This window comes from Ihubacter massiliensis, from assembly GCF_024125305.1.
GTDB lineage: Bacteria > Bacillota > Clostridia > Peptostreptococcales > Anaerovoracaceae > Hominibacterium > Hominibacterium faecale.
Map to the genome: position 1 here is coordinate 1731751 of NZ_JAMXVH010000001.1, position 22569 is coordinate 1754319.

Below are 22569 nucleotides of genomic sequence, written 5' to 3' on the forward strand. Positions count from 1 at the left end.
ATTTATGAAAGCCGGCCTGCTGATCACAGCTTGCCGGCAATTTCCTCAATTTTTCGAAAACGATTGTTGATTCCGGATTTTTTCATGGGCGGATCCATCATATCCGCCAGTTCCTGCAGGGTTGCTTCTGGATTGTCCAGCCGCAGGATCGCCACATCGTACAGCTTGTCCGGGAGAAAGCGCAGCCCCTTGGTGTTCTGAATCTTATGGATCCAGCCCAGCTGTTTTTCCGCAGCCTGCAGAGCCTTATCAATGTTGGCGTTATCGCAGTTATTGATTCGGTTGGCTTTGTTCCGGATCTCCTTAGTGATGCGAACGTCCTCAAAGGCAAAGATTTGCGAATGAGCGCCCATGATCGCCAAAATGTCAATGATCTGCTCCGCCTCTTTGACATAGACCGCATAATTCTTTTTCCTGGCAGAAACCTTGGCATGAAGATCGACAAAACTGTTGATCAGTTTTTTCACATCGCCCGCCAGAATCTGGCTGCTGCAGTTGAATTCCAGGTGATAGCCCTTTTCCGGATCGGTAATCGTTCCCGAAGCCAGAAAAATGCCGCGCAGACAGGCTTTCCGGCAGCACTTGGTCCGGATCAGCCCGTCATAGATACCGTCGCTGATGTAATTCATCCCTTCTTTTACCATGAGAATGCCCGTTTCCCGCAGAATCTGTTCGCTCAGGTCCTCGGGGCCGATGGTCAGAATATAGGCCCTTCCTTTTTTGAGGGTATTGCCCTGTCCCACTTCCAGCGCCGCGTCGATGCCGAAATAATCTTTAATCAGCTTTTTATAATGGCGGGCTGCCGCCGGATTTTCAGTGGTAGTCACAATTCGGAACTTTCCGCCCCCCGCCAGCCGGATACTGCCGCACATGCGGATAAAACCGGCGATTTCCGCCAGCATGCAGCACTTTTTCTCCGGCACAACATGGGCCAGCTCGTTTTTGGTTTCCATTGAAAATGACATGGTTTTTCCGCTCCTCTACAGGTCCCGATGCTCCACGGTAATACGCTTGCCCTTGCTTCGGAGAATCTCGGCCATTTCATTGGCCATGGCAACCGATCGATGATGGCCGCCGGTACAGCCGAAACAAAGATTCAAATTATATTTACCCTCCCGCATGTAAAAGGGAATCAGCTCCAAAATCAGCTTTGGTGTTTCTTCAATGAAGCGCTTGGTCACATCGTGCTTCATCACATAATCCCTCACCTTTTTATTATTGCCCGTAAGCTGGCGCAGGGACTTTATATAATAGGGATTGGGAATAAACCGCATGTCGAATACCATATCGGCCCCCAGCGGAATCCCGTTTTTATACCCGAAGGACATCACATTGATGACAAAGGTTTTTTCGCCCTCTCCGGATGTAATCAAATCTTTGACTTCTTCCAGCAGACGGGCAACCTTCATATTGGATGTATCCACAACATAGTCGGCCCTGGCTCTGAGGTTTTTCAGAATTTCGGTCTCCCGTTTGATGCCTTCCAGGGTGCTTTCCCCTTTGGACAGGGGGTGCTGCCTTCTGGTTTCATTAAACCTGCGGATCAAAACCCGGTCCGATGCCTCCAGATACAGAATTTTGTAGTCGATACCGCTGGCCGACAGATCCTCCAGCGCCTTTTCCATATCCGCAAATAATTCGCCGCCTCTGACGTCTACCGCAAAGGCCGCTTTCTCAATGGGTGTGGATTCGTTGGCCGCAAGCTGTACAAAACTTTTGATCAGCGCCGGCGGCATATTGTCCACGCAGTAATAACCCAAATCCTCCAGGCAGTTCATTGCCTGGGTTTTTCCAGCTCCCGATAATCCCGTTACAATTACTGTTTTCATTTCATCTCCCTCAAATTGACGATTCGGCCCAGGTCCAGCCCCGCTTCTTTGGCTCTTTTAAGACCGCCTTCAAAGTCGCCGATCCTGCCCGGCACATGGGCGTCGCTGCTGATGATAAACTGGGCCTCTGTCTGGGCCGCAATTTTGATCTCTTCGACGGTCAGATGAGGGTGCCAGGTGCTGATCTCCATCAGCGTATCCGTATCGGCGCAGGCTTCTGCGATGGGCAGCATATCAAAGGGCCCCTTATCTCCGGGATGGGTCAATATGGCAATATCGTTTTCGTATAACGCTTTGATGACCATGTCCGTGTTTTTGATCTTTAGCTGTTTTTCCCCCACAGTAAGACCATGTCCATAGAGCCAGTTGTGTACGCAGTAACAGTTGGTCAGTCCATAATGGTATCCGGCGATCACAAAATCATATTGGGAAAACTCTTCTGGTTTGATATCCAGATGATTGTCCGTTTTAATGATATTGGCCTCCACACTCAGATGAACGTTGATCCTGGGATATTTTTTGTTCAGCAGTTCAATTTCCTTGCGCATGGTGGGGACATCCTTTCGTTTCATGCCATAAAACAGATGTCCCGGGCCGTGATCGGTTATGGCGATGTGGGTCAGCCCCCGATCCAGGGCCGCACGTACGTTTTGCTCAATCGTCCCCTTCCCATGGGAAAAAATCGTATGGGTATGGAGATCATAGCCCATTTCATATTTCTTATTCTCCAATGATCCTCACCTCCGGCTCAAGCTTTACACCAAACTTGTCAAGTACGGTGGCCTGTACGATTTCCATCAGCTGTATGATATCGGAAGCAGTGGCGCCTCCCGTATTGACGAGAAAACCGCTGTGAAGAGGCGATACCTGAGCGCCTCCCACCGAAAGTCCCTTCAGCCCTGCGTCCTGAATCAGCTTTCCTGCAAAGTACCCGGTTGGGCGTTTAAAAAAGCTGCCTGCGCTGGGCAGAGAAACCGGCTGCTTCTGATTGCGCCTGGCGGCCAGCTCTTTCATTTCTGCGCTGATTGCTTCTTTGTCTCCTTTTTCCAGCTCCAATGTGACGCTCACTGCCACATCCCCCGTCTCGTGGAGAATACTATGACGATAGCCCAGCTCCAGCTCTTCACAAGAAAGAGTATATTCTTTGCTGCCATCTCTGGCGATGATTCTGGCCTGACGAATAATGCCAGCCATTTCTCCGCCGTAGGCTCCTGCATTCATAAATACGGCCCCTCCCAGGCTGCCCGGGATGCCGCTGGCAAACTCAAATCCTGTAAGACCTGCTTCCAGTGCTGCCCTGGCAACGGATGACATCAAGGCCCCGCAGCCCGCGGTCAGCGTCTGCCCCTCGATCTCAATCTGCCCGAAAGCCTCGCCCACTTTGATGATAGCGCCCCGAAAGCCGCCGTCCCTTACTAATATGTTGGACCCGTTGCCCATGACCATATACGGCATGCCCGTCTGCGCGAAAACACTGAGGGTAAACGATAACTCCTCTTCATTTTTTGGCAGGATCAAAAAGTCCGCCTTCCCTCCTGCCCGAAAGGATGTTAATTTGCTCATATCGCAGTTTTCCATCACTGCTTCTTCCCCTAATCTCTCTGTCAGCCTATTTTTTAATGATGCCACTTCCCGGCCCCTCCTTTTTCCTCTTTTTTTTCTTCTCTTTTACCCGATACTTATCTATCGTATAGTCGCGAATATCCGTAGAGAATCCACGACGATCTAATCTTCGATTTATGTTTCTGCTGAAATATGCGTAAAATACCGCAAAGATGGGAATCCCGATGATCATTCCCACAAACCCAAACAGTCCGCCGCCTACCAGGATGGCGAACATGACCCAAAAGCTGGACAGCCCGGTGCTGTCTCCCAGAATTTTGGGTCCGATGATATTGCCGTCAACCTGCTGCAGGATCAAGATGAAAATCAGGAAATAGATGCACTGCATGGGATTTACCATCAGGATCAGCAGCGCCGAAGGCACGGCTCCGATAAATGGCCCGAAAAAGGGAATGATGTTGGTGATACCAATGATGCAGCTAATCAGCAACGGATATTCCCAATTGAATATACTCATAACGATGAAGCAGATCAGCCCCACAATCAGCGAATCGATGATTTTTCCGTTGATAAAACCACCGAAGGTTTTGTTGGTATAAGCAGCGCCCTTCAAAATTTCCTCAGCCCGTCTTTCGCTGAATGTAGCCAGAATCAATTTTTTCGACTGGGCCGCGAACAGGTCCTTGCTGTTGAGGAAATACGCGCAAATGATGATTCCCACGAAAAAGTTCTTTAAAACAGTAATCACGCTGAAAACCCCTGTGGAAATACTGGTAGCAATCTCCATGTAGCTGGGCAGCATCTTCTCTTCCACATATTTGACCACATTATCGGTAAAGCGGTTGATCCAGTTTTCCAATGTGGCCTGCATTTCAGGATAGTTAGTCGTTTTGGTATCGATCCAATCGATAAAGTGATTCATGCTGTCCGGCAGAATCTCTACAATATGCATGATGCTGTCGATTAGTCCCGGAATAATCATCCAGCAAAAGCCGACGATCACGATAAAAAATACCAGCAGCGATAGGAAAGTAGCCACTCCTTTTGACAGTGACAGGGCCCGTTTAGGCTTTCGTGCTTTCCGGTACATCGCCGAATACATGTTTCTTGTTGTAAAATTATAGATGGGGCACAGCAGATATGCGAACACCATTCCGTAAATAAACGGCGTTAAAATTGCCATTCCCACGCTCATCAACTGTGAAAATACGTCGAACCGGTAAATGACAAAAAATACAACAATGGATGCCACGATCACAAAAAATGCGGTCAGGCCCCATTTTTTCTGCTTTTCTTCAAATTGAAATTTCATACAAACGCTTCCTTAATATATATCACTCTTATTATATACACATTTTTCAGACAATAACACAGCTTTTGCTTCTGTAATCTCATTTTACAACATTTATGCATGAAAGTCTTTAGCTTTTTATGATTCTTCTATTTTTTGTGGATTATTTACAAAAATGGGGTTGATTTTTTATGCTTTTGTTGTATAATTAGCCTATGTTTTAAATTTTTATTCACACTATGAATTAATTATTCATCAGTATACAGCAATTTTTTTGAGGAGGATTTTTAAAATGGCGAAAGAAAAAGTGGTATTAGCCTATTCGGGTGGATTGGACACCTCGATCATCATGACATGGCTGAAGGAAAACTATGATTATGACGTAATCGCCGTCTGCTGCAACGCAGGACAGAAGGAAGACTTCGCCGCGATTGAAAAGAAAGCCCTGGCAACGGGAGCATCCAAGGCGATCACCATCGACCTGAGAGAAGAATTCATCACCGATTTTATCTGGCCCACGCTGAAAGCCGGCGCCATCTACGAAAATGAGTATATGTTGGGAACTTCCATGGCAAGACCTTTGATGGCGAAAAAGCTGGTTGAGGTCGCTCAGCAGGAAGGCGCTTTTTACATAGCCCACGGATGTACGGGCAAAGGAAATGACCAGGTACGTTTTGAAACAACCATCAAAGCCCTGGATCCTGCCATCAAGATCATCGCACCTTGGAGATTCTGGGATTTTGAATCCAGAGAAGACCTGCTGGAATATGCGGCTTCCCACAATATTCCCATCAACCAGAGCGAGGCGAAAATCTACAGTCGTGACGAAAACATCTGGCACATCAGCCACGAAGGCGGCGAGCTGGAAAACCCCTGGAATGAGCATTACGATACCATCCACGTTCTTTCCGTACCTCCTGAAAAGGCCCCAGATGAAGTAACTTACGTTGATATCGACTTTGAAGCCGGTGTTCCGGTGGGCATTGACGGTCAGAAAATGGGACCCATCGAACTGCTGACAAAGCTCAACGAGCTGGGAAGCAAGAACGGCGTCGGTACGGCCGACCTGATTGAAAACCGTCTGGTGGGCATGAAGTCCCGCGGCGTTTATGAAACTCCGGGAGGAACCATCCTCTTTGCCGCACACTCTGCGCTGGAAAAACTCATCTTAGATAGAGATACGACCCAGTACAAATATATCGTAGCCCAGAAGTTCGCCCAGCTTTGCTACGACGGCCTCTGGTATACGCCTCTGCGTGAAGCCATCTCCGCTTTCGTAGACGAAACCCAGAAGCTGGTTACCGGTACAGTAAAAATGAAGTTATATAAAGGAAGTGCGGTTGCGGCCGGACGTAAGTCCCCCAACTCCCTTTACAGCGAAGAATTCGCTACATTCAGTAAGGATGAAGTATACAACCAGAGCGATGCGGAAGGTTTCATCAACCTGTTCTCACTGCCTCTGAAGATCCGCGCGATCCAAAAACAAAACAAAGAAGGAGGGGCAAAACTGCATGAAGGCTTGGAAAGGAAGGTTCTCAAAGGCGGCGACTTCGTCCGCTGATGAATTCAACGCATCGATTGAGTTTGACCAAAGATTGTACAAAGACGATATCAAAGGCAGCATCGCCCACGCGACCATGCTGGGAAAACAGGGCATCATCGCCAAAGAGGAAGCTGATCTGATCGTCAAAACATTAAAAGAAATTGAAGCCGATATTGATGCCGGCAAGGTGGAATTTACCATCGAATCGGAAGATATCCATATGAACATCGAAACGGTCCTCACCGAGAGGATCGGCGATGTGGGCAAGAAACTCCATACAGCTCGCAGCCGCAACGACCAGGTGGCCGTGGACATCCGGCTCTATTTAAAGGATGAAATCGCAGCCATCGACGCTCTGCTGAAAACTCTGATGTCCACTCTTTCCGATCTGGCGGAAACGCATCAGAATACGGTGATGCCGGGTTATACCCATCTGCAGCGGGCTCAGCCGGTTACGCTGGCTTACCACCTGCTGGCTTACTATCAGATGTTCAAACGGGATGCGTCCCGCTTTGCCGACTGCCTTGCCCGTATGGATTATCTGCCGCTGGGCTCCGGCGCGCTGGCCGGTACTACTTATACCACGGATCGGGATTTTCTGGCGGATGAGCTGGGATTTAAAGGGGTTTGCCCCAATGCCATGGATGCGGTGGCAGACCGTGATTTTGCAATTGAATTCATCAGCTGCTGTTCCATCACCATGATGCATCTGTCCCGCTTTTGCGAAGAGCTGATCCTCTGGAGTTCGGTGGAATTCAGCTTTGTTGAAATCGATGACGCTTATTCGACGGGAAGCAGCATTATGCCTCAGAAAAAAAACCCGGATATGGCGGAACTGATCCGCGGCAAGAGCGGCAGGGTCTACGGCGATCTGATGAGCCTGCTGACTATTTGCAAGGGCCTTCCCCTGGCTTACAACAAGGACTTGCAGGAAGACAAGCTGCCCGTCTTTGACGCCGGCGATACGCTGAAAGCTTCTGTGAATATTTTTACGGAAATGATCGCAACGATGAAGGTCAACGGGGATAACATGGAGCATGCGGCCAAATACGGCTATATGAACGCCACGGATGCGGCGGACTACCTGGTGACAAAGGGGATTCCCTTCCGTGATTGCCATGAAATTATCGGCGGCATCGTCCTCCATTGTATCAATAAAGGCATCGCCATTGAAGAAATGTCTATGGAAGAATTTAAATCCTTCTCAGATAAATTCGAAGATGACATCTACGATAAAATCGCGATACGCAGCTGCATTGAAGCGAAAAAATCCAAAGGTTCCACTTCCTTTGAGAGTGTAAAACAGCAGCTTGCCGATATCCGCAAGGAAAAATGAAATTGAAAAAAAGCTGTCGCACGAACGGTTGAAAACCGTGAAGCGGCAGCTTTTTTGCTTCGAGCCAGAATGGTCTTTGAGCTGGTGTGGCCCCCGGCGGATTGGACTCCGGGCCAGAATGTCGGAATTCGCCTCAAAATCATCTGGCTTTGATATTTTACCATTTTTTTCTTAGGATTTCATGAAAAAGTATCAAGAAAGGGCAGCTATTTTCTAAAATCCGATATTCCGGGGGGATACTCGTCCAAAAGTTTGAAAACCAGCATCCGGAAAATTTCAAAAAGATTTCGTGATTTTTACGCAAAGTTATGGGTTTGCGGGACCTGATCCAGAGAAAATACGGAGCTGGTTGCTTCTAGCGGATATTGTGTAGGCGCGATCATTGAAAATTGCGTAAAGAATTGAATTTATTTTAATTCTTTACCGAGAAACGGATGCTATACGAAAGAAGAAAACGCATGCTGCCTGGAGCGATCCCAAAAAATAAAGCAGCCGCATGTAAAGCGATTTGCTTCATGCAGCTGCTCTGTTTTGATCTGCTGCGGCAAGGCCGCGGCTCTTTTTTATTACGTAGGAAATATCATCAGCGATATTTCCGGAGTATCAACAAAGTCTACTTCTTTTAAGAATCGGCGAAGCCGACTTTGTTATAGCAAAGGAAACTTTTTTATAAAATCTTGCTCAGGAAATTCTGAGTCCGTTCGTTTTTGGGTTCCAAAAAGAGCTGGTCCGGGGTCCCCTGCTCCATGATAATTCCCTGGTCCATAAAAAATACCCGGTCGGCAACTTCCCTGGCAAATCCCATTTCGTGGGTTACGATTACCATGGTCATTCCCTGGTTTGCCAGATCTTTCATAACAGCCAGCACTTCTCCCACCATCTCTGGGTCCAGAGCCGATGTGGGTTCGTCGAAGAGCATGACTTCCGGGTCCATGGCCAGCGCCCTGGCAATGGCCACCCGCTGCTGCTGCCCGCCGGACAGAGAGCTTGGGTAAGAGTCTGCCTTATCCTCAAGGCCGACGGTTTTTAGCAGTTCTTTCGCCTTTTTCTCCGCCTCTTCTTTGGCCATTTTCTTCACCTGAATTGGCGCCAGCATAATGTTGTCCATAACCGTCATATGTGGAAACAGATTAAAGCTTTGGAATACCATGCCCAGCTTGGTCCGAATTTCATCGATATTGGCTTCCGGGCTGTTTACCTGCTGCCCATCGAGAAAGACTTCGCCGCTTGTGGGCTCCTCCAAGAGGTTGAGACAACGGAGAAAGGTGCTCTTTCCCGAGCCGGACGGACCGATGACACAGACCACTTCCCGCTCAGTGATGGTTTCGGTGATTCCCTGCAAAACCTTCAGATCACCAAAGGATTTGGTCAGATTTTTAACTTCTATCACTTCTCGCCATCCTCCTTTCTATGTAATTAACCAGCCTGGAAAGGGTCAAGGTCAAGGCCAGGTATACGATCGCCACTCCGATATACGCCTGGAAGAACAAAAACGACTGGGAGGCCCAAAGCTGCCCCTGTCTGGTCACTTCGACGATACCGACCATGGACAAAATGGATGTTTCCTTGATCAACGTAATAAATTCATTTCCCAGGGCCGGCACGATGATCCGGAACGCCTGAGGAACGATAATGTAGCGCATGGTCTGTCTGCTGCTCAGGCCCAGCGATCTGGCCGCTTCCGTCTGCCCGATATCGATGGCCTGAAGGCCGCTTCGGATGATCTCGGCCATGTAAGCGGAACTGTTGATTCCGCAGGCCACGAACCCAATTACGATTTTAAGCTCCCAATGAAAGGAAACACCAAAAACCGAATTAATAATCTGCGGAACGCCGTAGGCTAAAATCAGCACTTGTACCAAAAGAGGGGTACCTCTCAAAACATCCACATAGATTGTCCCCAAAGCGCGCAGTACTTTGAAGCGGGATTTTTTTGCCATAGCGACAAAAAGACCCAGAACCAGGCCAATCAGCACGGCGACCAGTGAAACGGTCAATGTGACAGGAACGCCTTTCAGCGCGATTACGATGCCGTGTAAATACTCCTGCAACTTTATATCCTCCTTACAAAAATTGACCTTTGACCGGGATCGCGGCCAAAGGTCTCGCATTCATTTCTATTATCCTATTTATTGAACCATTCGTCAACCAGTTTGTCAAACGTTCCGTTTTCTTTAATGTTTTTCAAACCGGCGTTGATCTTTTCAAGAAGCTCGGTGTTACCTTTCTGAACTGCGAATCCATAGTTTTCTGCGTTCAGCGGTTTGCCTACCATCTTGATTTTATCCGGCTGTTTTTTCATATATGCTTCTGTTACCGGCTTGTCATTGATGACTGCGGATACATCGCCGTTGATCAGCTGCAGCATAGCTGTGTCCAGACCGTTTAAGATAACCGCTTCTTTGATCTTCCCTGCTTCTTGCAGTTTCTGAGTTTTGTTGGCGCCTGTGGTTCCAGTCTGGGCTGCTACCTTCATATCTTTTGTCAGATCATCCACGCTCTTGATCGTTTCGTTATCAGCCGTTACTGCTACCATCAGCTTTGATTCATAATAGGCGTCGCTGAAATCAACCTGTGCTTGTCTGTCTTTGTCATCTTTATTCATACCAGCTGCGATGATGTCGATGTTTCCTGCTTTCAGAGCCGGAACCAAGCCGTCAAAGGACAGATTTTCAAACGTCACTTCAAATCCCTGGTCTTCTCCAATGGCTTTGATCAGGTCCATATCAAGGCCGACAATATTCTGTTCTTCGTCAGTCGTGTCAAACGGCGGGAATGTAGGCTCTGTTCCTACTTTATAGGTTACCTTTTCCGCATCTGCTCCGCTCTTTTCGCTGTCGTCGCCTCCGCACGCTGCCAAAGAAAATACCAGCACCATGGCCAGTAAAACTGCTATTATACTTTTCTTCATTGTTCTTTCTCCCTCTCAATTAAGTTTCTTTTATAATTATACACAACACATGTATATTATTCAAGCAATTCTTTTGTTTTTTTAAGGAAATATTCTATAAGTATGATACGGTCGTCGGAGCCGCATGGTACAGAATAGTATACCTTGCAAGCCAGTATGGCCAGCGTTGCCGCAAAGCGAAAATTAAGAGTTAGGCTCAACAATCGAGGAAAACGGCTCAATTGTTGAGACAAAACACTGGCTTGTAGGCTGCCAAAATGGAAATAACCTTGTATAACAAAACCTTCATCAGAAATTGCAGCCTGCAGGCGTTGGAAAGATCTCAACAATAAGCCAAACTTCGTACATTGTTGAATCAATTGTCTCATCCGACAATTTTCGACATACGATATCTCCATACTCCTCTCAGGAGTGAAAGCTGCGAACCACACAATAATTTCCCTACTATTGGACCGCACCTCTGTTAAACCCATCCTATGCGTTCAAACACCCGGCCGCCCATTTGCCGATATACACGCCGGCAATACACAAAATGACGCTGGCGGCGATATACACCAGTCCGATCAGGCTTTTCCCCTCCTGCATAATGTTCAGGGATTCCAGCGCAAACGTAGAAAAAGTCGTGAATCCGCCGCAGATTCCCACTTTCAGAAACAGCACCAGATTTTCATTTAACCCTCCATAGGATTCTGCATATTGAACGATCATGCCAATAGCAATGGCGCCGATCACGTTGACCAGCAAAGTCTGAAAAGGCAGGGCCCCTCTGTGAAGAAAAGGCAGCAGCCCAATCAAATACCGAAAAACCGACCCAGCAAAGCCACCTGCGCCGACGGCCAAACAATTTAACACCATAATAAACAACCTCCTACAAAAAAAGACTCCTGCAAACAAGTGCAGAAGTCATCAACTTTATCAGTGGTTTTGGCATACGCCAAGGGAGAACTTCATTCCCTTTGGTCAGTATAGCACAGTGTGTCTCCTAAGGCAATTGGATTGTTGCATTTGGGCCCAGAAAAATAGGCGGCCTAAATCGGAGGGTGAAACCGGGCCCTGCGGAAAATTTCTGCGAAAATTTAACCTTTTTACGCAAAGTTGTGGGTTTGCGGAGCCTCATATTGAGAAAAGGCCTGCTGATCTGCTCCGGCCTGCATTTAAGGGGTCCCAAGCGTTGAAAAAGGCGAAAATTCTCCAAAAAATCCCCACTCTTTTCCCAAGCAGCTCACTTCCTTCCAAATCCGGCAGCAGCCGCTCCAAATTTAAAATGGAACTCAGCCTTCTCAATTTTTATGTATTTCACTGTTTACCTCCACCAAAGGATTTATCCATAGCAGCTTTATTTTTCCCCGACCGCCTGGGCCATCAGCTCGTCAAGAACCTGCAGAGTGTATGCAATATCTTCATCCGTACTCTGGGCGCACATATAGTTGCGTCCTCTCCAGGGATTGAGACGGATGCCACGCTCCATACACCCCTGCACCAGCTTGGTATAAAGCTTGCTGTCCACCTTGGAATAATGATCTCTGTAATCGACCAGATCCTCGTCCGTGCCTAAAATCATGGTCCACATACCTCCGATGGCTTTTGTGTTGACTTTTACGCCGTACTTGGCGCAAATGACCTGGATTCCATCCACCATTTTCTGAGACATGCGCTCCAGGTTTTCATAGAAACCCGGCCGCTGGCAAATCTCAATTGTCGCCAGGGCAGCTGCCACGCAAAGGGCGTTGGCGGCAAAGGTTCCGGAAGCCACGGTCGCTGCCGACACCACTTCTTCCCGGCCGGCTACGCAGGATATGGGGTAGCCGCCGCCGATGGCTTTTCCAAACGTCGCCAGATCGGGCGTAACGCCGAAGTAACCCTGGGCCCCTTGTAAACCCAGCCGAAATCCTGTAATGACTTCATCAAAGATCAGCACGACCTGATATTGGTCGCAAAGCGTTCTCAGCCCTTCCAGAAAGCCTGGCTTGGGATAAATGGGATCCGCGTTGGCCATGATGGTTTCAAGGATCATGCAGGCGATATCGTCGCCCTGAGTCTTGAAAATATGCTCGATATTGTCCAAATCATTGAACATGGCGATAATCACATCGTCCGGATCCTTCTGCCCTTTTATGTGCTTTATCTTATTGGGATTTTCCCTGGAGCCCAGAGCCTCCAGCCTTTCAGCATCGCAGCTGACTTTTTCCTCATCCATAGAACCGTGGTAGCAGCCTTCAATCTTTACGATTTTCTTCTTGCCCGTATACGCTCTGGCGACTCGGATCGCATGCATATTGGCCTCCGATCCTGAGGACATAAAAGCGCTCACTTTATCGGCGCAGGGAATAATATCGACCAGTTTATCTGCTAACTTGACTAAATCCGCGTTGGGCGCAGCCATTAACGTGGCTTTTTGCAGCTGTTTTGCTACGGCCGCTGTCAAATCAGGATGCACATAGCCTAAAAGGTTGGGCCCAAATGCGTTCAAATAATCGATATAGGAATTGCCGTCCACATCGTAGACCTTCGATCCTTTTCCATGATCCATGTAGATGGGATACTCGTTCCAGGCTGCTTTATGAAAAGAACTGGAAAGTCCTCCCACCAGGCACCTCTGGGCTTTTTGAAATAGCTCTTTTGATTTGTCTGTTTTGTAAGTCATCGTGTTCCTCCTTTTCATCAATGACGAATATATTTTGCATTTGCCGAAATATCCAGTCTTAACCTTAATTCAACAAACGTACCTTCAGAATTGCCGCAGCTCTGCGAAAGGATTTGTTCTTTCGAAAGCTGGGAAGTGTATTTATTGACGCCCATTTTTTCTCCGAATTTTTTTCCGCATAAAATCAGTTCCCGCTCCGCGAAGCAGACGGCCTCATCTAACGTTTCAAAAATCCTCCGCTGGTCGGGCAAATGGACGATATAGTTTTTCGAATGACAGTCAAAGCGGATCAGGGCTTCCAGCCTTTCTCGAATATTGCCTGACACAGTTCCGATGGCGTTTGCCACCTCGCTGTTTTCGGGAATGATCACTTTACACCCCAGCTGATCGGCGGCTTTTTTCAACCAGGTACCGGCCGGCGCTCCAATACCGACGATCGGTGCATGGAAGAGGCAGTTAAAATCAAACAAGCGGCAGGTTGCATCCAAATGATTGAAAACCAGTCGGATCAATTCCCGGGACAGCTTTTCCTCTTCAACGCCTTTCTCGATCAGCAGGCATTCGATGAAGGAAATGCAGATTTTCTCAACAAAACCAGCTTCCGCATAGGCGGCAAAATCCGCCGGAGGCATCTTTTTTCTGGCCGCCAGTTTGGCCAGGGCCAGATGGGATATCCTTTGATCGTATTGGACGTATTCGCCTGTCGCGTGGAGCAAATCCGTAGGCGTAAAGGAGATTAGATAGACAATTTCCCTTTGCAGCAGGGATTCAATCTCGATGCCGTCTATATCCTTGCCCAGTTTTTCTGCCAAATAAAGCAGGGAATGGGCTCCATCCGCTAAAAGCTCCACAAGCCGCTTTTCTTCGGCCGTCAAATGGGCCCGTTCAAGATTCTTCCTTTTAAATAAGGCGATGCAATCCGACTCCTGCCGTTTAATAATGTGATAATCGGCCGGAAGATAGAGCCTTTCCACTTCATTGATCAAATTTTTGTATTTCTCAGCCGCCGCGCATAAAGGCACCACCCTTCTGGGGCCGAATTCCAAGTCCCCCGCATGGTTCATTCTCAGATAGCTGTCCCCGCCCAGGCCAAAGGATCTGGTGCGCATGGCTTTAATCCGGATCCGCCAGCCGCCTACTGCGGCTCCACATTCGTCCATGGGAATGCTTTGGTCCAGAATCGGAACAACATCCAAAGTGGTTCCGCCCATATCGGCAACAATCATGTCTTTGCAGCCGGAGAGCAAGATTCCTCCAAGAGCGCTGGCTGCCGGCCCGGACAGTACGGTTTCGATGGGCCGCTCTTCTGCAAAGGAACAAGTCATGCAGCTGCCGTCGCCCTTGATGATGACCAGGGTAGCCCGGATGCCTTTTTTCGCCAGCACCACTTTTGTCGCTGCGATCAGCTCTTTAATAATCGGAATTAACTTGGCGTTGAGGACGGCGGTCACGGTTCGCTCATAGTAGCCCAGCACTTTTGTAAGTTCATGGGCGCACACCACCGGGACGCCCAGGATAGCATCGGAAATCCCTTTCACCTTCAACTCATAGGCCGGATTGCGGACGCTGGCATATCCGGAAACAGCAAGCGCGTCAATTTTTCCTTGCATCCTTTCCAGAGCCGCCGCCGCGCCCTCACAATCCAAGGGAAACACCTCACATCCTTTGACATCGATCTTACCCTTCACATGGAAATGACTAGCTGCAGGATAGGAATGCTCTTTCGGTTCATCGATGGTGATCAAACCGACGGCCGCCCCTTTGCCTTCCACAATGGCATTGGTAGCCAGTGTAGTGGACAAACAGACCAGGGTAATGGTATCCCGGTCCTGGATGCCCAGCTTGTCGATGGCCTCTTCAATGCCAATGGTCAAATTTTCCTTGGTAGTTCGGGCTTTTGCCTTGCTGACCACCTGACCGCTGTCCCAATCGACTAAAACCGTATCCGTATAAGATCCTCCAGTATCTATGCCTAATTTCAATTTCATAAGCGATCCTTTCACAAGCTCAGCTTTCACCGATTGCCTGGATTGTTTTTATCAGATTGTTTTCCGCCAGTATCCCCTTCTGATTGATCATTTCTGTCACATCCGACGGCTCTGAGTGTCCCGGCAGGATGGTGTTCAGTCTGCCGCCCATAAAGACCATGTATTTTTTGTCGCCGCCTCTTTGCTTCATCTCACTGAGAAGCTGTTCGGCGATGCCCAGGGCTTGTCCGTTATGGGTGCTGACGCCAATATAGCGAATCCCTTCCTCGTCGGCTGTATCAAATATGTAGGGGATGGAGGCGTCCACTCCCGCATCCACCACCTCAGCCCCCGCTTTTTCCAAAATGTTTCTTACATATTGCAGCCCATATACATGAGCGTCGGTGGATGCGATTAAAATCGTTCTGCCTTTTAAGCTCCCCTCCAGCTGGGATTTATCCATATTGGCATTGCCTTCATCGATCATATCCTGGGTCAGCTTGCCCATATCCGTATAATAATGGACCTGGATTTTTCCCGTCTCCTTCATGCTGGGATGAAAGGTTTCCTCGAACAGGCCGGCGTTGAAATTCTTCACGAACATGAGCATTTCCATGGGATCGGCCAGATCCAGTCCGGAATCGTTCAGAATATCCAGCATATTATGAAAGAACTTGGTTCCTTCCTCTTTTAAAACCTCGGCCATCTCATCGATATAGGAAAAATCGATGACCGCTTCCCACTGTTCTATATTTTCTTCCAGCCTCGAGCATACCCCCAGCATCCCTTTAATGGCGTCTATCGTTGGCACATGCACCTTCTCTGTAATGGGCACCGGCAAAATGACCGCGCCCGTATTGTATCTCCGTTCCGCGAGGACGGCCATCAGCATTTCCTGGGACAGCATTCCATAATTGGCTTCAATATCGTGGTCCCAGAATCTGGTTGTATTGGCCTGGATTTTGGCTACGGGAAGGGGCTGGTTCTCCCGCCAAAGGGAGTCGTAGAGGGCCTTGAGCAGAGCGGCCCTGATGCGGATATCGCTGATCAGGCCGCCGTAATTCACCTGATAGATGACGCCGCATAAATCGTCGGCGATATATTGTTCAAATAAGGCGTAACCCACCCAAGCGATGGCATCCTTGCAATAGCTGGGGTAAGTGTCATCCAGATACCCGCTCACAGCAAAGCCCTCATCCCGCTTTGAAGAAAGAACGCCCATCACCTTCAGCATGTCGGCCACATAGCTGACATGGTCGTCGCATCCCGGATAATTCCAAAGGAGCTGGGAAAAGCAGCCCACCTGGTATGAGCCTGCTTTGAGGGCGTTGATCCCGTTGAACCATGCGTTGGGCACGGCCAGCACCTGGTCCGACTGTATGACTTCCATGCCTTCGATATCCCCAAGGGTCATAAAGTCCTCCGGCTTTTCCAGCACATAGCTGGTGTTCTTTGTATCGTACCGCCTCAATTCCTTTGGAATCGCGCTCAACGTGCTGGGTATGGCCAGCGTGGAGTGGTAGTTGATCTTTAACTTTTTGCACCATCTTTGCAGTTCTTTGATCCCTTCCACCTCTTCCTCGATGGTCGCCAATCCCACATTGGAAAACCAGGCGATTTCCTTTCGCTCTTTATGATCTTGAAAATATTCCAAGTAATGGTCGAACTCGCTGTCCCTCACTAGGCGGCTGCGGCCGGCTCTGATGGTTGGTCCCACTTTTCTGCCCGCTTCAAGGATTTCTCTGCCATCCGGAAGTCCTTGGGGAATTAAATTTTTTATGTATTCTTTGCTTGCTCTTGCCATAAAACATCCTCCTTATATGATGCGACAGCGCCCTTTTTCCCTATTAATAACGCAAGGGCTGTACCAAATCCCTTACGATTTTTAAAAAAATTATGAAAATTTCAATAGAGCTATTGAAAACCCTTGCTTATAGGCATTATATAAAAAGCTGCGGACTTGGACTTCCTTTATGAAGTTCGAACTCCCCTAAAATATAGTCTCTTTTAGGGTTTTATAGTCTCTTTTTTGCCAGATTCATTGTATCTCCATCGAAACTGAGGTATACTTCTGATAAGCGGTCCCTCCCATCCCGGCTTTTTTGAAAATATGAGGGACCTGAAACGATTGATCGACGAGAAGGAGAGAAACCCATGGAAACTTTGGAGCAGAAAAACAAAAAATTGCTGATCTGTATCAGTGACCCCACCATCCTTGAATTTTTAACCAATACCATCCAAACCTACTTTGAAGATGTGTTAGATATTGTATCCATACGCCCATCAAAGCTGTTTGACCTGGATTTTGTGCCCACCGCCGCCATCATATCCCATCGGACCGTCAATCTTGTCAGGGAACGGTTTCCCAATACGACCTTGATCCTCCAGAAAAGGGATTTATCCGGCCAGGCCCTGGAAAAAGTAGTATCTCTGCCGGACGGCTCCAACGTGCTCATCGTCAACCAGCACATGGATGCTGCCAACGAAACCATCCGCTCCTTCATTGAACTGGGGATCAATCATATTAATATGAGGGCTTATGCTCCCGGAAATAACATCGATACCTCCCAGGTCGATGCTGTTATTTATACAGGCGTGCCGGAGGATTGCCCCAAGCTGGACTGCCCTTATATCGATATCGGGCTGAGAAAAATTTCCTTGTACACCATCATCGATATCATACGGGCCTTTGATCTTCCTTCCGATTTTACAAAGGCCTATTACAACGACAGCATCCGCCTTTTCACCGCATCCTGCTACCAGCTGCAAAACACCTTAGAACAGGCCAATACACTGAAAAATAATTTTGAAAAGATATGCGATATCAACAACAACATTACCTTTGTAATCAATGAAAACGATGAAATCATCTTATTCAATGAAACGGCCAATAAATACTTTGAGATTCGGGATCCCCAGGAAATCATGGGCATGGATTATAAGGAGGTTTTCCGCGATCAGCCCGAACTGCTCTCCTATATTGCCGCCAATGTTCCGCTCACCGACACTCTGGTCACCATCGAAAATCAAAAGCTGCTGCTCTCTTCCTTTGAAATGGACGTTGACAAGAGTCAAAACAAAGCCTTCACTCTGCTGCCGCTGTCCACTTTAAAAAAAAGAGAGGGCATGGTTCGAAAAAAATTGAGAGCCACCGGGTTTACAGCCAAATATACCTTTGACGATATCCTCGGTTCCAGCACCTTGATGGAGCGGAGCAAAAAACTGGCCAAGGTCTATGCCAAGACCGAGTTTCCCGTATTGATCACCGGCGAATCGGGCACCGGAAAAGAGCTGTTCGCACAGTCTATTCACAATATGTCCTCCCGCCGGGAATCCAACTTCGTGGCCATCAACTTCGCGGCTCTGCCGGAAACCCTGGCGGAGAGCGAGCTTTTCGGGTATATGGAAGGGGCCTTTACCGGGGCCTTGAAAAACGGTAAGGCAGGCATGTTCGAGCTGGCTCATCAGGGGACCATTTTTCTCGATGAGATCGGCGATGCGTCCCTGCCCGTTCAGGCCAAGCTGCTGCGCGTTCTGGAGGAAAAGGAAGTGGTGCGGGTCGGCGGAACGGATGTGATTCCTGTGGATGTGCGAATCATCTGCGCCACCAACAAGGACCTGCAGGCGGCCATCCGCGAGGGAACCTTCCGGGAAGATCTTTACTACCGCATCAAGGTGCTCAACCTGCGGCTGCAGCCTCTGAGAGAGCGCCCCGAGGATATTATGGAGATCATCTCCCACCTGCTGGAATCCCAGCAGGCCAAAGCCCTGGCAAACCTGCCCAATATCAGGGACAAGCTCATTTCCTACACTTGGCCCGGCAATGCCCGGGAGCTGAGGACCGCGGCCGAATACATGAACATGCTTTCATCCCTTTCCGACCGGGAAGAAGCCCTGGACATGCTCAACGTTTATTTTGAAAACAATCTGCAGACCGACCCTCTGGCTGAAACGGAATCACCAGCCCAAACCGGAAAACCCGGCCGGGAAGAAGCGGCCGTCAAAGGCGATTACATCGGCCCGGATCTGATTGCCATATTAGAAGCCATTTTCCGCCTGCAAAACCAGGGCGTGACGGCGGGCAGAAATTCCATATGCAAAACTCAGAGCGCCCAGGCTCTCCAGCTCACCGAATCCAAGATAAAAAGCAGGTTGAAGAAATTAGAAGCAATGGGCTATATTACAGTGGGAAAAACAAAGCAGGGAGCACTACTCACCGATCGGGGATATCAGCTGCTCAAGCAATTCATCCAATAGCAATCCATCAAAAAGGAACCGGTTTGGCCTTTCATCCTGCCAAGTCGCTTCCTTTTTCTATAATCAGGGAAGTTTCACTTATTTAAGTCGTTTAAAAATCCCATCCACTTTGGAAATTGTCAAAGCAATATCATCCTCCGTATGGGCGATTGTGAACCCGTTGTGCTGGGGAAAAGGTTTTTCGCCGCCGTCAAAGACATAAAGGTGTTCTGCTAAACATTCCCTGGTAAAACGCCGGTACAGCTGGGGATGATAATGTTTTACAGTTTCTGATAAAATATAGTCCATTTGCGGATCGTCATAGCCAAAATAAAAAGCAAATTGGGCTCCCTGGCTGCGGATATGGCCCGGAATACCGTGCTTGCCAAACAAAGCGTTCAGCTCTCCGCACAGGTTTTTTTCAATCTTTTCCACCTGATCGTAAAATCCGGGTTCCATAGCCATTTTCAGGCATTCGATTGCGGCCATGACCGACATCAAATTGCCGGAGCTTGTGCCGCTGCAAATCACCGGTCCTGTCGGATTGAACAGCTCCATGATCTCCGCCTTTCCTCCCACCAGGGCCAGAGAGAACCCGTTGGCTATCGCTTTGGCGAATGTGGACAAATCCGGTTTTATTCCATAGTAGCCCTGGGCGCTTCCCGGCCGGAAACGCAGCCCGGAGATCACCTCGTCGAAGATCAGCAGGATACCTTCTTTCGTACAAAGCTCTCTGACCTGTTTCATATATTCTCTGGTAGACGGCACGCAGCCGCAGTCATAGTTCACAGGTTCCATGATTATGGCGGCAATATCGCCTCTGTACGTTTCAAATACGTGCTTAACCGCATCCAGATTATTGAATTCAATCAGCTTGACGTTCTTCTCGGCCCCCGCAGGAAACCCCGGCGTGGCAGGCGTCACGCTCCTCGTTTGGCCGTACTTGTCCAAATCACTACCGCAGCCGCCATTGAACCAGATCATTTCATGCATTCCGTGAAAATGGCCGTCCATTTTTATAATCAGATTCTTTTTCGTGTATGCCCTCGCCGCCCGGATTGCCGCCAGCGTCGCTTCTGTGCCCGAGTTGGTCAAGCGTATTTTTTCAACGGTCGGAACGAGCTCTTTAAACAAACGTGCAAATTCTAAAGTGGCCGGGGAATCAAAGTTCATGAAAAAGCCTTTGTCCACGCATTTGATGATGGCTTCGCGGATCCTGGGATGGTTCCACCCGAAAAGCAAGGCTCCCGCTCCGCAGTGATAATCGATGAATTCCTCTCCGTCAACATGAAATACATGGCTTCCGTCCGCATGGTCGATATAAAAGGGCGTTCCCAGCGCAGCATGGATTCTGCCGCCCGCGCAGCCGCCTCCTACCATTAGCTTACTGGCTTCCTGAAAAATTTCCGCACTCTTACGCATGTTTTCCTCCTTTTACAGGGTACGTTTTATATGGCTTTTCCCAAGGCCCTCGCTTCATCCAAGGGCAGTGTTCCCCGAATTTCTCCTTCCAACTCGTTTATTTCTAACAAGCAAGCAGATGCACCCGGAGTATTTCCCGGTGCATCTGCAAATGGGTGTTACTTACAGGTCCGAATGTTACGCATTCAGCCCTATGTAGTATGGAATAATCCATGTTACCAGACAGAAGGCGAAGATCCCTACGCCAATCCAGACGCTTGCTTTGAGGGCCTTTCTCGTCTTTTCAATTTCAATCGGATCCTTCTCCGACTCTGGAACAATGAACAAAGCCTCTCTCTGCTCTTTTTCTTCCGGCGTCACCTTGGTCAGGCGGTTTGCAATCATCATCGCCCCAATATTGGCGAGAGTTCCTACAAAATATACGTCGCAATAAATCGGCACGGTGATGCCCTGGGAAGTGGTGATTACCTTCATAATGAAGCTGACGGCAAAGCCTGCGCACATACCTGCGAAAGCCCCGGCCTTGGTAATGTTCTTGCTCCAGACACTTGCAATAGCCACCGGGAGCATGGCGCAGATTACCACTGTGGCGCCGATCTGCATGATCCACCAGATATTCGGCGGATTTGTGATTGCCACAACCAGCACGATGGCGGCCACCAGCAGCATGGAAACTCTTGAAACCAGGACATTCTTCTTACTGTCTTTGATGCGGAAGATATCGTTTGAAATCGATGCTCCGATCAGCGACAGGAATGTGGTGGAAGAGGAAATGGCTGCGGCGATGATGCCGGTTACCAACACAACGCCTATGATTGTTGGAAGTACATTGCCTGCGGCCCAGAGCCATACTTGCGTCGCTTCCGTATCGCCGATATCAAAAGCGTGCATGAAAACAGCTCCCAGTTCGACCAGGTAGTTAACACCGAAGCATCCGATGACAACCCAGACAGCCGAACGGATCACCGTGTGCTCGCTCTTGGCCATAATGTTGCGGGAGCACTGCCATGGTCCGCAAAAGGCCACGCCTGCCCAGCAAATACCGTAGGCCAGGAAGTAGATCACATTTTCCAGACCAGTGTCATACAAATATCCCAATTTGCCCGACCAGGACAGCAGGTAACTGGTTTCCGGGTTGGCCGCGATATCCTCGATGATATTCCACCAGCCTCCGGCTTTGACTGATACGATGATCACGGAAACCACGCCAATGGTAGTAAAGAGGCCGAACATAATCGTATCCGTTATCAGCACGCCTTTTGAACCGGCGGCGATAACCATGATCGTAAAGAGCAAAACAGCCAATAAAACACAAATATTGTAATCCAGTCCGGTTACATTGGACATCAGTGTGGCGCCGCCCTGGGTAACGGACAGCAGATAGACAGCCATTGCCACCACCACCGCGATGACGGTCATAATACCAACTGCATGGGAGCAAAAGCGCTTTTCAAAGAAGGAAGGGATGGTATATACATTTGCTCTTCTTAGAAAACGGCTGAAGAATATGGCTCCCACCACATACCCTCCGGCGCTTATGGCCGCGCACCCGGCGACTGCGATCCATATCCCATTATAGGCTTCTCCCGAGTCGCCTAAGAAAACACCTGTACTCAAAAGAGAGGCCACCATGGATCCGACGATAAGTCCAGTAGGCGCATTTCTTCCTGCGACAAAATAATCATCCGCGCCTTTTACGAATTTGTTTACGACAAATGCTACGATTAAATATACAACGAAACTGATTAAGACACCAATAAGATATACATTCATATCGACGCTCTCCTTTCTACTTTTTGTCCTTCTTTGGAGGATACTCTTTATTGT

17 protein-coding genes and 1 riboswitch are annotated in these 22569 nt (G+C 48.7%); of the genes, 3 read left to right on the plus strand and 14 right to left on the minus strand.

Going from position 1 to position 22569, the window contains the following annotated elements; all coding sequences use genetic code 11:
• Positions 1-23: 23 nt before the first annotated feature.
• Genes whiA through NIA71_RS07910 form a run of 5 tightly spaced genes read right to left on the minus strand, consistent with a single transcriptional unit; the run spans position 24 to position 4704 of the window.
• Positions 24-965, minus strand: a complete 942-nt coding sequence (whiA, locus tag NIA71_RS07890) for a DNA-binding protein WhiA (protein ID WP_253020122.1) — start codon at positions 963-965, stop codon at positions 24-26.
• 15 nt (positions 966-980) lie between these two features.
• Positions 981-1829 (minus strand): RNase adapter RapZ, encoded by an 849-nt coding sequence (gene rapZ / locus NIA71_RS07895; RefSeq protein ID WP_253020123.1) that lies wholly within the window; start codon positions 1827-1829, stop codon positions 981-983.
• Entirely contained in the window at positions 1826-2560 is a 735-nt protein-coding gene (locus NIA71_RS07900; RefSeq protein WP_148397208.1) for a PHP domain-containing protein, read from the minus strand. The genes rapZ and NIA71_RS07900 overlap by 4 nt, the downstream gene beginning before the upstream one ends.
• A complete protein-coding gene (gene murB, locus NIA71_RS07905) occupies positions 2550-3407 on the minus strand; it encodes a UDP-N-acetylmuramate dehydrogenase (protein ID WP_290446052.1) in 858 nt (285 codons plus the stop codon). The genes NIA71_RS07900 and murB overlap by 11 nt, the downstream gene beginning before the upstream one ends.
• A gap of 31 nt (positions 3408-3438) precedes the next feature.
• A complete protein-coding gene (locus NIA71_RS07910; protein WP_148397207.1) occupies positions 3439-4704 on the minus strand; it encodes an AI-2E family transporter in 1266 nt (421 codons plus the stop codon).
• Positions 4705-4975: 271 nt separating this feature from the next.
• On the opposite strand from NIA71_RS07910, the gene NIA71_RS07915 reads away from it, so the two are divergent.
• Entirely contained in the window at positions 4976-6244 is a 1269-nt protein-coding gene (locus NIA71_RS07915) for an argininosuccinate synthase (RefSeq protein ID WP_148397206.1), read from the plus strand.
• Complete coding sequence (gene argH / locus NIA71_RS07920; RefSeq protein ID WP_253020125.1) at positions 6195-7562, plus strand: argininosuccinate lyase; 1368 nt, start codon at positions 6195-6197, stop codon at positions 7560-7562. Before NIA71_RS07915 ends, argH begins: the two co-directional genes overlap by 50 nt.
• Before the next feature lie 667 nt (positions 7563-8229).
• On the opposite strand, the gene NIA71_RS07925 is transcribed toward argH, so the two are convergent.
• The 7 genes from NIA71_RS07925 to NIA71_RS07955 form a co-directional block, all read right to left on the minus strand.
• Positions 8230-8952, minus strand: a complete 723-nt coding sequence (locus tag NIA71_RS07925) for an amino acid ABC transporter ATP-binding protein (RefSeq protein WP_253020126.1) — start codon at positions 8950-8952, stop codon at positions 8230-8232.
• Complete coding sequence (locus NIA71_RS07930) at positions 8939-9613, minus strand: amino acid ABC transporter permease (protein WP_253020127.1); 675 nt, start codon at positions 9611-9613, stop codon at positions 8939-8941. Before NIA71_RS07930 ends, NIA71_RS07925 begins: the two co-directional genes overlap by 14 nt.
• Before the next feature lie 74 nt (positions 9614-9687).
• Entirely contained in the window at positions 9688-10473 is a 786-nt protein-coding gene (locus NIA71_RS07935; protein WP_148397202.1) for a basic amino acid ABC transporter substrate-binding protein, read from the minus strand.
• Between the two features lie 474 nt (positions 10474-10947).
• Positions 10948-11328: a fluoride efflux transporter CrcB gene (crcB, locus tag NIA71_RS07940; RefSeq protein WP_253020128.1), complete on the minus strand. Its 381-nt coding sequence runs from the start codon at positions 11326-11328 to the stop codon at positions 10948-10950.
• A gap of 35 nt (positions 11329-11363) precedes the next feature.
• Positions 11364-11437: riboswitch (Fluoride riboswitch) on the minus strand.
• A gap of 372 nt (positions 11438-11809) precedes the next feature.
• Positions 11810-13117, minus strand: a complete 1308-nt coding sequence (locus tag NIA71_RS07945) for an aspartate aminotransferase family protein (RefSeq protein WP_253020129.1) — start codon at positions 13115-13117, stop codon at positions 11810-11812.
• 17 nt (positions 13118-13134) lie between these two features.
• A complete protein-coding gene (locus tag NIA71_RS07950; protein ID WP_253020130.1) occupies positions 13135-15105 on the minus strand; it encodes a hydantoinase/oxoprolinase family protein in 1971 nt (656 codons plus the stop codon).
• Between the two features lie 19 nt (positions 15106-15124).
• On the minus strand, positions 15125-16888 hold the full coding sequence (locus tag NIA71_RS07955) for a cobalamin B12-binding domain-containing protein (protein ID WP_253020131.1): 1764 nt from the start codon (positions 16886-16888) through the stop codon (positions 15125-15127).
• Positions 16889-17238: 350 nt separating this feature from the next.
• Between NIA71_RS07955 and NIA71_RS07960 the strand changes: the two genes are divergently transcribed.
• Entirely contained in the window at positions 17239-19341 is a 2103-nt protein-coding gene (locus NIA71_RS07960; RefSeq protein WP_148397198.1) for a sigma 54-interacting transcriptional regulator, read from the plus strand.
• A 78-nt stretch (positions 19342-19419) separates the two neighbouring features.
• Here NIA71_RS07960 and NIA71_RS07965 read toward each other — a convergent pair whose 3' ends face one another.
• Both NIA71_RS07965 and NIA71_RS07970 read right to left on the minus strand, forming a co-directional pair.
• Positions 19420-20742, minus strand: a complete 1323-nt coding sequence (locus tag NIA71_RS07965) for an aspartate aminotransferase family protein (protein WP_253020132.1) — start codon at positions 20740-20742, stop codon at positions 19420-19422.
• Between the two features lie 177 nt (positions 20743-20919).
• Positions 20920-22515, minus strand: a complete 1596-nt coding sequence (locus NIA71_RS07970) for a sodium:solute symporter family protein (protein ID WP_148397196.1) — start codon at positions 22513-22515, stop codon at positions 20920-20922.
• Between the last annotated feature and the right edge of the window lie 54 nt (positions 22516-22569).

Excerpts from the sequence above, each read along its gene's own strand:
- whiA (WP_253020122.1), bottom strand. The coding sequence starts at position 965 with ATGTCATTTTCAATGGAAACCAAAAACGAGCTGGCCCATGTTGTGCCG.
- rapZ (WP_253020123.1), bottom strand. The coding sequence starts at position 1,829 with ATGAAAACAGTAATTGTAACGGGATTATCGGGAGCTGGAAAAACCCAG.
- murB (WP_290446052.1), bottom strand. The coding sequence starts at position 3,407 with ATGGAAAACTGCGATATGAGCAAATTAACATCCTTTCGGGCAGGAGGG.
- NIA71_RS07910 (WP_148397207.1), bottom strand. The coding sequence starts at position 4,704 with ATGAAATTTCAATTTGAAGAAAAGCAGAAAAAATGGGGCCTGACCGCA.
- NIA71_RS07915 (WP_148397206.1), top strand. The coding sequence starts at position 4,976 with ATGGCGAAAGAAAAAGTGGTATTAGCCTATTCGGGTGGATTGGACACC.
- argH (WP_253020125.1), top strand. The coding sequence starts at position 6,195 with ATGAAGGCTTGGAAAGGAAGGTTCTCAAAGGCGGCGACTTCGTCCGCT.
- NIA71_RS07935 (WP_148397202.1), bottom strand. The coding sequence starts at position 10,473 with ATGAAGAAAAGTATAATAGCAGTTTTACTGGCCATGGTGCTGGTATTT.
- crcB (WP_253020128.1), bottom strand. The coding sequence starts at position 11,328 with ATGGTGTTAAATTGTTTGGCCGTCGGCGCAGGTGGCTTTGCTGGGTCG.
- NIA71_RS07945 (WP_253020129.1), bottom strand. The coding sequence starts at position 13,117 with ATGACTTACAAAACAGACAAATCAAAAGAGCTATTTCAAAAAGCCCAG.
- NIA71_RS07950 (WP_253020130.1), bottom strand. The coding sequence starts at position 15,105 with ATGAAATTGAAATTAGGCATAGATACTGGAGGATCTTATACGGATACG.
- NIA71_RS07955 (WP_253020131.1), bottom strand. The coding sequence starts at position 16,888 with ATGGCAAGAGCAAGCAAAGAATACATAAAAAATTTAATTCCCCAAGGA.
- NIA71_RS07960 (WP_148397198.1), top strand. The coding sequence starts at position 17,239 with ATGGAAACTTTGGAGCAGAAAAACAAAAAATTGCTGATCTGTATCAGT.
- NIA71_RS07965 (WP_253020132.1), bottom strand. The coding sequence starts at position 20,742 with ATGCGTAAGAGTGCGGAAATTTTTCAGGAAGCCAGTAAGCTAATGGTA.
- NIA71_RS07970 (WP_148397196.1), bottom strand. The coding sequence starts at position 22,515 with ATGAATGTATATCTTATTGGTGTCTTAATCAGTTTCGTTGTATATTTA.